This window comes from Sphingosinicella xenopeptidilytica (assembly GCF_042676985.1).
Taxonomy (GTDB): Bacteria; Pseudomonadota; Alphaproteobacteria; order Sphingomonadales; family Sphingomonadaceae; genus Sphingosinicella; species Sphingosinicella xenopeptidilytica.
The window spans coordinates 254612-267136 of the sequence record NZ_JBHTIK010000008.1; the positions used below are offsets into that span (position 1 = coordinate 254612).

Annotated in this window: 11 protein-coding genes and 1 tRNA gene; 5 read left to right on the top strand and 7 right to left on the bottom strand. The window is 58.6% G+C overall.

The window, feature by feature from the left end; all coding sequences use genetic code 11:
- Positions 1-7: 7 nt before the first annotated feature.
- The 5 genes from ACFQ00_RS13735 to ACFQ00_RS13755 all read right to left on the bottom strand — a co-directional run bounded on the left by ACFQ00_RS13735 (position 8) and on the right by ACFQ00_RS13755 (position 7825).
- Positions 8-1612 (bottom strand): AMP-binding protein, encoded by a 1605-nt coding sequence (locus ACFQ00_RS13735; protein WP_381491874.1) that lies wholly within the window; start codon positions 1610-1612, stop codon positions 8-10.
- A gap of 72 nt (positions 1613-1684) precedes the next feature.
- Positions 1685-2491, bottom strand: a complete 807-nt coding sequence (locus ACFQ00_RS13740; RefSeq protein WP_381491877.1) for an enoyl-CoA hydratase/isomerase family protein — start codon at positions 2489-2491, stop codon at positions 1685-1687.
- Between the two features lie 30 nt (positions 2492-2521).
- Positions 2522-4825 (bottom strand): TonB-dependent receptor, encoded by a 2304-nt coding sequence (locus ACFQ00_RS13745; protein ID WP_381491879.1) that lies wholly within the window; start codon positions 4823-4825, stop codon positions 2522-2524.
- A gap of 118 nt (positions 4826-4943) precedes the next feature.
- Complete coding sequence (locus ACFQ00_RS13750; RefSeq protein ID WP_381491882.1) at positions 4944-6818, bottom strand: acyl-CoA synthetase; 1875 nt, start codon at positions 6816-6818, stop codon at positions 4944-4946.
- A gap of 2 nt (positions 6819-6820) precedes the next feature.
- Positions 6821-7825 (bottom strand): polysaccharide deacetylase family protein, encoded by a 1005-nt coding sequence (locus tag ACFQ00_RS13755; RefSeq protein ID WP_381491887.1) that lies wholly within the window; start codon positions 7823-7825, stop codon positions 6821-6823.
- A gap of 216 nt (positions 7826-8041) precedes the next feature.
- Here ACFQ00_RS13755 and ACFQ00_RS13760 point away from each other — a divergent pair, with 216 nt between their 5' ends.
- A complete protein-coding gene (locus tag ACFQ00_RS13760; RefSeq protein WP_381491889.1) occupies positions 8042-9016 on the top strand; it encodes a helix-turn-helix domain-containing protein in 975 nt (324 codons plus the stop codon).
- A gap of 424 nt (positions 9017-9440) precedes the next feature.
- On the opposite strand, the gene ACFQ00_RS13765 is transcribed toward ACFQ00_RS13760, so the two are convergent.
- Positions 9441-9695, bottom strand: a complete 255-nt coding sequence (locus tag ACFQ00_RS13765) for a hypothetical protein (RefSeq protein ID WP_381491892.1) — start codon at positions 9693-9695, stop codon at positions 9441-9443.
- Positions 9696-9876: 181 nt separating this feature from the next.
- Between ACFQ00_RS13765 and ACFQ00_RS13770 the strand changes: the two genes are divergently transcribed.
- The 4 genes from ACFQ00_RS13770 to ACFQ00_RS13785 are packed head-to-tail and all read left to right on the top strand — an operon-like array spanning position 9877 to position 12129.
- Positions 9877-10104 carry a DUF3489 domain-containing protein gene (locus tag ACFQ00_RS13770; RefSeq protein ID WP_381491895.1) on the top strand — a complete coding sequence of 76 codons (228 nt, stop codon included), beginning with the start codon at positions 9877-9879 and terminating at the stop codon, positions 10102-10104.
- An 11-nt stretch (positions 10105-10115) separates the two neighbouring features.
- Positions 10116-10562 carry a DUF2924 domain-containing protein gene (locus tag ACFQ00_RS13775; protein ID WP_381491898.1) on the top strand — a complete coding sequence of 149 codons (447 nt, stop codon included), beginning with the start codon at positions 10116-10118 and terminating at the stop codon, positions 10560-10562.
- Positions 10562-11365 carry a recombinase family protein gene (locus ACFQ00_RS13780; RefSeq protein ID WP_381491902.1) on the top strand — a complete coding sequence of 268 codons (804 nt, stop codon included), beginning with the start codon at positions 10562-10564 and terminating at the stop codon, positions 11363-11365. Before ACFQ00_RS13775 ends, ACFQ00_RS13780 begins: the two co-directional genes overlap by 1 nt.
- A gap of 32 nt (positions 11366-11397) precedes the next feature.
- Positions 11398-12129, top strand: coding sequence for a hypothetical protein (locus ACFQ00_RS13785; protein WP_381491904.1), 732 nt, complete (start codon positions 11398-11400; stop codon positions 12127-12129).
- A 272-nt stretch (positions 12130-12401) separates the two neighbouring features.
- Here the strand turns inward: ACFQ00_RS13785 and ACFQ00_RS13790 are convergent.
- A tRNA-Thr gene (locus tag ACFQ00_RS13790) sits at positions 12402-12477 on the bottom strand.
- Positions 12478-12525: the final 48 nt, after the last annotated feature.

Here is a 12525-nt window from a genome sequence, read left to right on the forward strand (position 1 = left end):
CCATCTGTCAGAGACTTCTCAACAAGAAGCGTTGAACTTTTCCACTTGGTGTCTTCGGCAATTCGCTCACGAACTCGATTTCGCGAGGATAGGCATGGGCCGAAAGCCGCTTACGAACATGCTGCTTCAAACTTTCAGCCAAAGCTGGAGCGGGTTCTATTTCCGGCTTGAGGACGACAAAAGCCTTTACAATCTCGGTGCGCTCTGGGTCTGGTTTTCCGATTACAGCCGCTTCAAGGATTGCCGCATGCTCCGCCAAGACGCTTTCGACGTCGAACGGGCCGATGCGATAGCCAGAAGACGTAATTACGTCATCCGTACGCCCGACGAAGGTCAGGCTTCCGTCTGAACACCACTCGGCAGCGTCCCCTGTACGATAATAGCGGTCGGGACTTGGCGGTGCCTCTCTATAGCCTTGAAACCAGAAAAGAGGCGACTGCGAACGGTCGATCGCCATCTCGCCTGGAACTCCTATTCCCACTTCGCTCCCTGCATCGTCCAATACTGCGACACGATAGCCTGGGGACGGAAATCCAGCCGAACCAGCGCGAGCGAAGCGATCGAAAGCATTGTGATTTGCTACAACCATGCCGAGCTCAGTCTGACCGTAATGATCGTGAATGGCGACCCCAAGATGCTCCTGGAACCAGCGATTTATCTCTGGAGGCAATGGCTCGCCCGCGCTCGAGATCATCCTGAGTTGATCTTTAATTGGCATTACCGCTTCAGCGCCCGCCACCATAAGAAGCCTGAATGCTGTTGGCGAGCCTGCAAGATTAGTGATACCTCTCCGGCGGATGACCCGGATTGTTTTTTCCGCGTCAAACGCGCCGCTGTAAAACGTCGTGGAATGGCCGAGCAGCAAAGGGCCAATCAATGCGTAGTACAAGCCATATGCCCAGCCTGGATCCGCTAAATTCCAGAACCTGTCCTCCGGCATAAGCTCAATGCCCTCACGCATATAGCCGGCAAATGCAACCAGGGCGCGTAGCGGGACATCGAGCGACTTGGGCTTTCCGGTGGTGCCCGACGTGAACATGCGCAAGAATGGGGATTCTGGCATTAAGCCCACGGGTTCGAGGCGAGGCGAAGCTGCATTCAGCTCCGTCCAGAAGTCAAAATCTCCATCTCGCGCACCGGATTTCGAAACTGTGATGACCGTCGGGAGATGGTCAAGGCCGTCTAGTTTGTTCCGGTTGCCCTCGTCCACCAGCAGCAGTCTCGCCTGCGCATGTCGAAGACGATGATCGATGGCGGTGTCGCCGAAAGCCGTGAACAAAGGCAGGAACACAGCGCCCAGGCGCCATGTCGCAACGGCAGCGATCATCAGTTCACAACCACGCGGAACCAGCGCGGCTATGCAATCACCGGGCGCTATATTCTGCCGGGCAAGAAAGTCGGCAAACCTTGCCGATTTGGTCCACAACTCACCGAAAGTGAGGGCGGTCGACTGATCATCGCTTTCGTAAAACAGCGCCGGCGCATCCGGCCTTACCGTCGCATGCCGGTCGCAACATTCGAAAGCGGCGTTGATGCCGGGACGCAAACCATTCGACAGAACATCCGCTGCGATTGCGAGATCAAACGCCTCATAAGCTGCTTTGTAACTCATACGACTCATCTTATGGCTCCACCTCTGGGGCGCGGAAGCGGAACCAGCCGTCCCATGTGATGTCGGTCTCGCTCACAGATTCTGGAAGACGGGTTGGCGACCTTCGGCAAATGCCTCGATGGCCTCTTTGTGCGTCGCGCTGCGAAGCGTCACTGTCTCATAAGCCATGGACGCGTCGAGAATCGAGTGCGCGAGCTGACGCAGCCCGATATTGACACTCACTTTGGTCCACCTGATTGCGTCACGAGGCCCATCGGCGAGACGCTGCGCCATTTTTCGAACCGCATCGTCGAGTTCGGCCGCTGGCAGTACGTGATTGACCAGCCCCATCCGCGCAGCCTCCGGCGCCGTGATCTGATCTCCGGTCATAAGGTATTCCTTGGCACGGGAATATCCGATGAGTTGCGGCCAGATGATCGCACCACCATCGCCGGCTACAACGCCGACACTGACATGCGGATCGGCTATCACAGCATGGTCGGCCATGTAGGTGATGTCGGAAAAAAGCGCGATCGTGGCGCCCAACCCTATCGCGTGGCCATTCACCTTCGCAATGACGGGCTTTTCGAGGTCGAGTAGCCCGTAGACAATTCGCTTCGCGTCGACACTGCTAAGATAATGGCCCGGCGCTCCATAATCCTCGGCATGACGCTGCATGGCCTTGAGATCGCCGCCTGCGCAGAAGGCTTTCCCTGCCCCTGTCAGTACTACGACGGCTGCATTGTCGTCCAGCGCGACATCGTAGAAAATGTCGGCAAGCTCGCGATGCAACTCATGATGTATGGCATTATATTGTTGCGGCCTATCAAGAGTAATGTTCAAAATATCCCCGTCTCTCTTGACGGAAATATATTCGTACCTGTCGTAGTTTACGTTCATACCCAAACCCTTCTATATGAAATATTTAGTTTAGAACTTATACCCTATTGTCACGCCATAGGTCGCAGGCATGCCGGTCAGACGCGCGACGGTGTCGATGACGTGGGTTACACTCTGCAAGTAGAATTTATTCGTCACATTGTGCCCCCATATCTGAGCGCGCCAACGGCCCTTCGTGATACCGGCGCGCAGATCGAGCAGCCCATAGGCGGGGAGACGGAAATCGGGACTGCCTCCGAACGAGGCTACGCTGTCGGATCGATGTGCATAGGACGCGCCGACATAGGCTTCACTGTCGGCAGTGAGCGGAAACATATATTCGCCATCAATCGAATATTGCCATTTCGGTGAGTTGGGAAACTCTTCCCCGCCAAGGTTAACGGAGTTTGCAAAGGGATCATTGGCCAAGAAGTCACCGCGCACCCTGGTTCGAAGATATATTCCGTTGGCCGTGATGGTTATGCCATCGACAGGCTTGAATACGCCGTCGATCTCCACACCAAGCACATCGGACTTGGGGATGCTTATCAATGCCGGGACCTGGCCGAATGCGCCATCGATATAACCGATCAGCTGTTTGCCGCGGTAATCGTAATAAAAGGCTGATCCCGAAAGCTGGACCTTCCTGTCGAGCAGTGACTGTTTGATGCCGACCTCATAGGCTAGGACCGATTCCTGCTCCACGGGATTGAACTGGTCCGGCACGAAGGCAGGTACGGTCGGGAAACTGCCGGCCTTATAGCCCTTGGTCACGTTCGCGTAGAATAGCTGGTTCGATCCCGGCTTGTAGGTCACGCCGAGACGCCAGGAGAGATTATCTTCGCGGAGCGACTTGTTGACCACGGGTACAGCCGTGAAGGTTGTCGGATCGATGGTGACGCAGCTCCCTTCGGAAATGGGGGCAGCAGCTATCAGCGAGAAGGCCGCGGCCAGGAGGCCGTCACCGGTATCGTACAAGCATCCGCTAAAGTTATTGGTCGACGTCGTATAACGTACAGACGCCTGCACGCCGAGCCGGTCGGTCAATGCGACATCAACACTTCCGAAGCCCGCATAGGTCCGCACTTTCTGGCGGTTGCTGTTGATGAATTCCACGAACCGCAGAGGGCCGATACCCGAACTCGTCCCGACATAGTGGCCGGTTTGATTGTCGCTAGAACTGTCGTCCTGAAAATTGCCTCCCACCATCCAGCGGATGCCGCCATCGAGAGTCTTTCCCGATAGCCGCAGTTCCTGGGAGAAGGAACGAATCTTTGCGCGGATCGTCAGCAAGAAATCGTTGACGTTCACTCCGTCTGGATCAATCGGCGCGTTCTGCCGTAAATCCGAATAGGCGGTGATAGAAGTGAGGGTGACGAGGTCCGAAATATCCAGATCCCCCCGCACAGAGCCTTGAAAGAAGCGGTCATCCCGTTGCAGGTTCGTACCGGGATCCCAATCGGCCATTCGAGCGTTGCGTGGCGCTGGCGCATAAGCGGTCAGGGCCGGAACGAGGTCCTGGTAACCGTTGGCGACCGCAGGCGCGAAGCGGACGAACTGCGCCGCCTGGCTATCGCTCTTGTCGCGCCATCCATTGATATTGAATTCGAGGCGAAGCGTGTCGGTCGGCTCCGCATCGATCAGAAAGCGACCAGCGAGGAAATTGCGCGATCCAAGACCATCATCCCGTGTGGCGCTGCGCTGCCATGCGCCACGCTGCTCCGTGCGAACCGCGAGTCTTGCGTTGATTCCGGACGATATGGGGCCGCTTACAAATGCCTGACCATCCAGCTGGTTGAAGCGCCCATAGCTGCCCTCGATCCCCACCTCGAACGATGATGTCGGTTTGGCAGCGATGAAGTTGATAGCTCCCCCCGTGGAGTTTTGTCCAAAGAGCGTACCTTGCGGTCCTTTCAAAATCTCGACGCGCTCAAGGTCTAGAGCGGCGCCGGGGGTCATCGACGAATAAGGAAGGGGCACCTGATCGACATAGACGCTCACGGCGGGCGCGACCGCAACGGAGATGTCCTTGAACCCGATGCCCCGGATGGTGAATACGGGAGAGCCATAGTCGCTAGGCTGGAATGTGAGACCCGGCGCAATCTTGGCGAGGTCAGCAACGTTGGACACGCCCCGCTTGTCGAGCTGCTCACCCGAAGCGGCCGTGATGGACATCGGCACATCGGAAAGCCGTTCTGCCCTTTTTTGTGCGGTGACGATGATCTCGTCGGTTTCCGCAGAAGCAGGGAATGCTGCACCGCGCTCGGACACGGGCTCGGCAGCCTGTGCCGCGCCCGCCGCGAATACACTCGTGGACGAAATTAGAACTGTCGACATCCCTTTTGCAATTTTCATAAGATTCTCTCCCCAACTCCGTCCCCATGGTTGTTCGGGACGTCTTGTTTGTGCTGTTATGCTTATTGCGGCGCATTGCGGCGCGCGCCGCCGGGCCGCTCGATTCCGGCCGGTGCCGTCAAGCCACCTCATGGCGGATTGCAAGATCCTTCAAAATGGAATGCACGGACTCCGTTACGGCGGCATCAGGCTTCGCACCGAGCAGGACGCGAACCACAAGCCCGTGCACGGGATCGTCCAAAACCCGAATCTCGTGTTCGGCCTGGTCGAGAACCGGCGCGAGAAGGTCGACACAGGCCCGGCGCGCGGCGTCGAGGCGAAGCGTCGGCTTGAACACCTTTCCCACCGCGGTCAGCGGTAGGGTGTCCACAAAATATATGTTGGCGGGTGCAGCGGGCCGCTCGGCAACCCGTTCGCGCGCGTAGGCTTGAAGCTCTGCTTCGGTCACGTCGTGTGCCGCGCTCCGGACGACATAAGCTACGGGTAGTTCGCCGGCGTAGCGGTCGGGCTTGCCCACCGCCGCCACGGCAGCAACGGCGGGATGATCAGCAAGAGAATTTTCGACGATGGCCGGATCGATGTTATGCCCACCGCGAATGATGATATCCTTCTTCCGCCCGGTCAGAAACAGGTAACCGCTATCGTCCATGCGGGCTGTGTCGCCCGTGTTGAGCCAATCAGGCAGTGGCCAAGCCTTTGCGTTGGCAGAATGAGGAAGATAGCCTGGCGTTACATTTGGTCCTCGAAGCAGAAGGATCCCGGGTTCGCCAGCATCCGCTTCACGGACGAAACCGCCTTCATCGTCGAGTATAGCGATGCGGACGTCCTGATACGGCGCTCGGATGCCGATCGTCCCGATTCTCTGCTCGCCATTCCGCGGATTTGCGACGGACGTCGAACAGGATTCGGTCATCCCGTACCCTTCGAGGATCGATGCTCCCGTCTTTTCAAGAAATGCGGAAATGATGTTGTTTGGCAACGGCGCGGCACCGCAGATTCCGAAACGCAGGCTGGAAATATCCTGTTGCTGGATCGGACTGTCCAGCAGTGCGGAATAGACCGTCGGCACGGCACAGAAGATAGAGACCCGATAGCTGGCAATGATATCCCAGAAATTCGTGATGGTGGCTGCAGCTCGAAACCCATCGGGACCGCCCATGACAACATGCGCGCCAGCCGCAAATGGAGCCAAGCTCAACAGGATTGTTCCCGTGACGTGGAACAGCGGGGCTGCGTTGAAGATTGTATCGTCAGCGGTATATCCGAACCCGCAACAGCTCTGCCAGGCATTGGCAATCTGGTTGCGATGGGAGTGTGTAACAAGCTTGAGCTCACCAGTGGTACCGCCAGTGTGATAAAGTGCTGCGATTTCCCCGCCGTTTGCCGGCGGCGAAAAATCGAGGCTGTCGCCATTGCAACACGCCAACTCGGCGTGGAATTCGACAAGTTCGCTGTCCAGCGGAGCGTTCGAAACGCTCAAGATGATCACGTCTTGCGGACACCCGGCCTTTGCCTTTTCGTACAGGCCGGATGGGTGCCCCGGCGGCAAGGTGATGACGATCCGGGTTTTCGCGGCGCGGATGATCGCACCGATGGCCTTTGCATCGAGCAAAGGATTTATGGGATTGCCCCGCCCCGCCGCCTCAGCCCCCCATAGCGCAACCTGAAACTCGGGGATGTTTGGCAGCAGGATTGAAACGGACTCGTCCGGCTTTAGACCAAGCCGACGGAACAGGTTGGCTGCCCGGGTGATCTTTTCGAACAGCTGACCATAGGTCATGGTCACGTCGGCGTCCGACGGTCTGCCCAGCGGAAGAGCCGTCAATGCGGGCCGATCCGGAAGCCGTTTGGCGGTGGCTCGGATCACGTCATAAGTTGTCGAGAATGGCATGCGTTCGTCGATCGGCACGCGCTCGATCTCCTCGACGTCGCCGAGGCAGCGCAGAGGGTTCCAATCTCCGTCCAATGCGCCGCTTTCGGGGGTCGTGCCCATCGTCAATCCCAACCTGGCCACGAGAATTCGCCATCCATGGCCTTGCAAAGCCTTAGAAGTATGTCGTGGAATACCTCGCCTGTGCTGTGGCCTTCCATGAAGGCAACATTATCGAGCTCGTCTAGAATGAGGGGCGGAACGCCCGGCATAAGAACCGACTTCGACTGGGCCCATTTCTGGGTCTGATTGCGAAAGCGCTCCGTAATGACAGGCTGAACCGCATAAAATGGATCGCTCATGGCTTCTTCGAGCGATATGAACTCGACCCCGGCGGCGGCAAAGGCGTCGAGAATCTGGCCCATGCATTCACCCGCGATCGGCGATCCGTGCGCCAGCCAGATCTGCGGCGGAATGCGCCCGAACATCGCATGGCCAGCTGCAGTGTGAAGGCGCAACTGATCGATGGCAGTGTCCACGAAGCTTTTGCGAAGAAACGCCAGCGCCTGCTGGTCGCCAAGCTTGTGGGCCCGCCAGAAGGGCACGATCCAGGCATGGTCGTAAAACCAGGCACTCAGCGGACTGGAGGTGAAGCCCTCGCTTTGGAGAAACGCCTCCACGCCGTCCCGTTTCTCCCGGCTGTTACCCCACATATCCATGCAGTATCTGAAATACTTCGTCGGGGCCTGTGACGACCATCTGCCGATAAGCTTTTCGGTTCGTTCGATATCGGCAATATATTTGGGAGCGTCGACCCAGTTGAGACTGCCATGGAGGTGGGTGTGGTTGGCTACATGGTGCCCTTGTTCCACCCAATGATCGAATACCTGATACAGCCTTGGATCGCTCTCCGCGGGCGCCGTGCTCGAAAAACTGTAGACTCCCTTTATACCATGAACTGCAAAGGCTGCGGTCATTTCGCGAGCCGTGCGCGCAGGCGATCTTCCGTCAGGTATCGGTGTCCCATCCCAAAGGAATAAATCATCGATTGTGACAGCCACTTTGACCGGACCATGAGGTGAAATCGGCTGCACTCTCGCTCCCCTCGACAATATGACGTTTTCCGCCATGCGCTTGTTGTGAGGATGCTAAGCTTGACCGCGGCAATTAGCTTCCATGTGAACGCACGATTGTTTTCGCCCGGGCGCACAGCGATTGCGTGAGCGGTAGCTGCGTCTTGGCGGCTCTTATCGGGCGAGCATCCCGTCGCCAGTTGACACTTTCAGGCGGAGAGGTACGTTTGAAGGTTAGCGGAGGCAGGTGGGCAAGAGGCAGAAGATAGCGTGATGACCGCAGTCGGTCGGACCTTCAGCACGTCAGAAGTGGCGCCGGAGGCGCGCACCCAGGCATGGTGCCAGGCCGTCGAGTCATTACATTTTGCAATGTCATTCGAAGCACATGTTCAGACGCCTTACAGAGGAGCTCTCAAGTCCTACGCTACCGCTGATTTTCGCCTCATATCTTTTGACGAGGAGCAGTGTAGTTTCCGCCGCGAACCTGCGCATATCAGGGCTGATCCAAGCACTGATATTGAATTGGTATCGCCGACCTCTGGTGAATGCACTGTCGAACAATTCGGATATGTGGCCGACTGCCGTGCGGGCCAGTTTGTTCTCCTTGATGCAAGCGCGCCATTTCGCATAGTTCAGCCAAAGCGGATGTCGGCATTGATGCTGAAGGTCTCCAGACCGGAAATCGAACGTCGCTTTCCCGATGTCGAAGCTATCTGCGGTCGGCCGATCACATGCTTAGCTGGACTGCCGCGCCTGGCTATCGACCTGTTTCAATCCATCGAGCGCGAGAGCAGCAGCATGGATAATGCGGAATTCCACTCCTCCTGCCATCACCTCGTCGATCTCCTCGCGCTGGCTATCGAAGGCGGGCAGCATGGCTCAAAATCCAATAGCGCGGTCCGTATGGCGACCTTCAAGCGTATCAAATTCCTCATACGTGAGAAAGTCTTCAGCGCAGAGTTCACTGCCCGGGATATCGCAGCTCAGCTAAACATATCCGAACGTTATGTTCAGTCGCTTTTTCAGGATTCAGGAACGACGGTGCGCGACTATCTCAGATCGCTCCGATTGAGCCGCGCTCAAGAGATGCTAAGCAGCCCGCGCTATAACCGCAAATCCATAACTGAGATTGCGTACGAGTGCGGCTTTCCGAGCAGTGCGTATTTCAGCACAGCGTTTCGTGAGCAGACGATGCAGACTCCGACCGAATACAGAAGATCGTTTTGGCGAAATGGAAAACGCCCTTGAGGTGGCCAAAAGTTCGTCGATAGAGCAAGCTTGGCAAGTTGAACCCACTTTATCAGTCGGTTCAAATCGATGTCGTCGTCCGGAAGCTCGAACATTTAGGTATCATTCATTGCGAGCGATCCTTCATCGATCGCGACAAAACTGTGTGCCGTTTTGACGGCAGCTACAGTTTCACCGAGTCCAGCCAGTCTAAATCGCCGCTATTAGTTTCGAAATAGGGCTCACCACTGACTTAGATTCAAGCGCGAGGTTGCCGGCGATCGTCCTCCAGTCGAATGTCTGCTTTCAGATGGTATGGACGGACCGACCATCTGAATGGCCAAGATAGGCGCGAAGCTGATAGGAGCGGTCGCCGCCGGAATGTTCGCTAGCCCGGTCGGCGCCCTTGGAAGGAGGCATTCCGGAGTGTCGAACGAAGCCGTCGTTATGTCTGTTTGCAGAGGAGTTCGATGGCTTCGGCGATGGTGGTGACCTCGGTTGCGATGTCGTGGATTTGTGCGGCGAGGTCTGCGGCCGTGTCGAAGGTCACTGCCTTTGCCTGTCCTTGGGCGGCGAGCATGGCGGCGTCTTCGAGCTGTGCGGTGAGGACGGCGAACAGTCTGCGGATGCAGTTTCGTCGTTCGTCGTGGCGCGCGTCGTCCATATCCTGACGAAGCGTTATGCCGTGCATGAAGTCCATATGCAGCATTTGCGCTGAGTGCAGATTGAGACTGGACTTCCGGTCGGAACAGAGCGTTCTGGGCTCCGTGAGCTGGCGGGGAGAACCCTGCGGCTCCGGCCCCGGCTGAGAACGCCCGGGGCTTCGGCTCGTGGGACCGCCTGCACGGTGCAGGCGCCCTAACGAGAAGGAGCTCCAAGTCATGTCCAGTGTTCGTAAAGTCGTAGCGGTCACCAAGACGGCGGCTGTGCAGAAGATGCTGCGCCGTACCGGCGGCGCGACGCTTGCCGAGATCACCGGCGTCACCGCGTGGCAACCGCACAGTGCTCGCGCATATCTCTCCGGTCTCCGGAAGCGGGGAGAGCTGCTTCGGCGCGACGTCCGCAAGGATGGCACAACCTGCTACCGGCTCGGCGAGGCGGCGGCCTGACCATGGAGAGGATGGGGAGCAGACTGGACCGGCTGGAGACCCTGTCTCCAGCCGCGCTCCGCACCGCATGGCAGGAGCATGTCGGCATGCCGCCGCCACGCCTGCCACACGAGCTGCTGCTGCGGGACCTTGCGTACCGCCTGCAAGAGAAGCGTCATGGTAGCCTTCCGGCGGCAACGCTCCGGGCGCTGCAGCGGACCAGGGAGGGACGTCCCTCAGTCCCTGTCGCCGCGGCGATGGGGGACGGCACACAGTTCGTGCGGACATGGCACGGCCACACCATCGTCGTCACGAAGCAGGGCCGGGACTATGTGCATGACGGAAGGCATTACGACTCGCTGACGCAGGTCGCACGCGAAGTTACCGGGGCACGCTGGTCGGGTCCACGCTTCTTCGGCCTCGTGAAGCGGGGCAGCAAGCCCGCGACGACCATGATGGCTGATGGGAGCGCGGGCTGATGGCAAGGCGGGGCAAGACGTCTGACGGACGGGCTTCGGCGAGGGCGCGTGTGCGCTGTGCGATTTACACACGGAAGTCCACGGAAGACGGCCTCGAACAGGATTTCAACAGTCTCGACGCGCAGCGAGAAGCCTGTACCGCTTATATTCTGAGCCAGCGCCACGAAGGCTGGACACTACTCCCAGGCCTGTATGACGACGGTGGCTTCTCGGGTGGAAGCATGGACCGACCTGGCTTGACGCGCCTGCTGGCCGATGTTGAAGCCGGCAGGGTGGACGTCATCGTGGTTTACAAGGTGGACCGTCTGACCCGAAGCCTTGCCGACTTTGCTCAGTTCGAGCGCGAGGTGACGGGTGAACGTATCCGCGACAAGATCGCGGCCTCCAAGAAGAAGGGCCTGTGGATGGGTGGCCCTGTTCCCCTTGGCTACGAGCTCAAGGATAGAAAGCTCATCATCAACCCTGTGGAAGCCGAGCAGGTCCAGCACATCTTCCGTCGCTACGCGGACCTTCGCTCGCTCCGTGCCTTGGCCGAGGAACTGGAACGGGACGGTCATCGCACGAAGCGGCGCCCATACCGGGATGGACGGATCGTCGGTGGTATCCCGTTCACGGTTGGACCGCTCGCTTACCTGCTGCAGAACCGCATCTACCGCGGCGAGGTCGTGCACAAAGGCTCGGCCTATCCTGGCGAGCACGGCGCCATCATCGACGAAGACCTCTGGAACACGGTACAGCAGAAGCTGGCATTGCGTGGTCCCGGGCTGTTCGCTGGCGAGCGTCGCGCCGGAGGCTCCCGCTGATCGGCCTGCTGCACGATGGTGTCGGGCGCCGCATGACCGCGACCCACGCGAAGAGGGGCAACAGACGGTATCGCTACTATGTGACGCGCGAGCCATCGGGCGAGGAACCGGCGTGGCGCATCGGGGCTCGTGACATCGAGGTGATTGTTGAGGACCGGGTCAAGGCGCTCCTGCTGGACGCAGACCGCGTCCGGCGCATGGCGATCGGTGCCGATCCGCGACAGGCGGAGATAGCGGCACGCGCGGCTACGCAGCTTGCAAGCGCAGCGCTGCTCCCGAGGCTCTTACATCTTGGTCTCCGGCGTATCGATCTCCATGAGGACAGGATCGACATGGTGATCGGGGAGCGGGCGTTACTCGGGGCCTGCAGCATCTTGGTTCCCGATGATCATGACGCGGTGATCGCGATCATGGCTCCGGTCACCCGTGTACGTCGGGGGAGCGAGTTAAAGCTGGTCGTTCCGGGACTCGGCACCATGCCATCACGGGCGCCGGACCCACAGCTCGTTGGGCTCGTCGCGGAAGCCTTCGCCTTGAGGGAGACGATGCTGAAGACCGGCAAGCCGGTGAGCGTGATCGCTGCAGAAGCTGGCAAATGCCGCAAGCGCATGATGCGGTTGTCGCCGCTCGCGTGGCTCGCGCCCGACATCGTTGAGGCCATCGTGCAAGGCTCTCAGCCTGCCACCCTCACGCATCAGAAGCTGCTCAGCACGGTGCTTCCAATCCAGTGGCAAGAGCAGCGTGTGGTGCTGGGGTTTGCATAACGCTTGAACCACAGCTTCAAGGAGATGAATGGCGCCTTCGGGCGCTGTTCTCGTTGCAACGCCGCCCCATCAACCTACCATCGCGTATCCCGCAAATGGGGTCTGAAACATCGCTGACAGAGACGCCGGGGATACTTAGGCGCAGCCGGCCTGAAAGCAGAGACGCTCTCGCCCCAGGGCAGAATGGCCGCATACCCAAAGCCCGCAGAACTGCGCCAGTCCTAGCGCCATTCCGAATCTAAGTGATTGAATATGGGCAATTTTAAAATGGGTGGTGCCGCTTAGGTGACTCGAACACCTGACCCCATCATTACGAATGATGTGCTCTACCGGCTGAGCTAAAGCGGCTTGATCCCGGAAACGGCGGTCCCCTTAACAGTGCTTGCGGGTCAAGAC